This window comes from Streptomyces sp. MS191 (genome assembly GCF_008042125.1).
Lineage (GTDB): Bacteria > Actinomycetota > Actinomycetes > Streptomycetales > Streptomycetaceae > Streptomyces.
The window spans coordinates 1-774 of sequence record NZ_RDBI01000122.1 but is presented as its reverse complement, the minus strand read 5'-3'; the positions used below and the strand labels follow the sequence as shown (position 1 = coordinate 774).

General features: G+C 73.8%; 1 protein-coding gene. It reads right to left on the bottom strand.

Translation table 11 applies throughout. From position 1 onward, the window contains the following. Positions 1 to 48: 48 nt before the first annotated feature. On the bottom strand, positions 49 to 774 hold a 726-nt coding region (locus tag EAO71_RS35415; protein WP_147981920.1), incomplete at its 5' end, for a tetratricopeptide repeat protein.

Below are 774 nucleotides of genomic sequence, written 5' to 3'. Positions count from 1 at the left end.
ACGAGAATGCCGTGCGGCGATAAACGAATGATGAACGCCCGGTCCGGGTCAGGCGACCGCCGCCGGGTGGAGCAGCACGCGGACGGCCTTGGCCTCGGGCGAGCCCAGTCCGTCGAACACCGACAGCGCCTCGGTCCAGCACACCCGGGCCCGGTCCGTCTGGCCCAGCGCCGCGAGTCCCTGGCCCAGGACGGTCAGGACGTTCGCCCGGCGCCACTCCCCGCCGATGCCGTGCAGCACGGACAGCGCCTGCTCGGCGTTGGCCGCCGCCGCGGTGTACCGGCGGTCGGCCAGGTGGACCTCGGCGAGCCGGAACAGGGTCATCCCGTGCCACAGCTGCTGCCGGCTCTCCTGGAAGACGTGGAGGGCCTCGGTGAGGACGGCGCGGGCCTGGACGGTCCGGCCGGACGCGGTGAGCGCCAGGCCGAGCGCGTACTTGCCGTTGGCGAGGCGCAGGGCGAGGCCCGTCTCGGCCTTCTCGTAGATGGTGATGCCCTGCTCGGCGAGCTCGACGGCGCTGGCGACACGACCGGTGGCCAGGTGCACGCGGGAGAGGTTGCACAGAGCGCTGGCCTCGCCGGGCCGGTTCGCGTCGGCGCGGAAGGCGTCGCGGGCACGGGAGAGGTGGGCTTCGGCGTCGACGTGGCGGTTCTCGTACAGCGCGAGGATGCCCCGCTCGTTGGGCGCGTTCCCGCACGTCCAGGGGTCCCCGGACGCACGTCCGAGGTCCATGGCGAGATGGGCCTCCCCGTCGGCCTCCTCGAACCGGCCGGC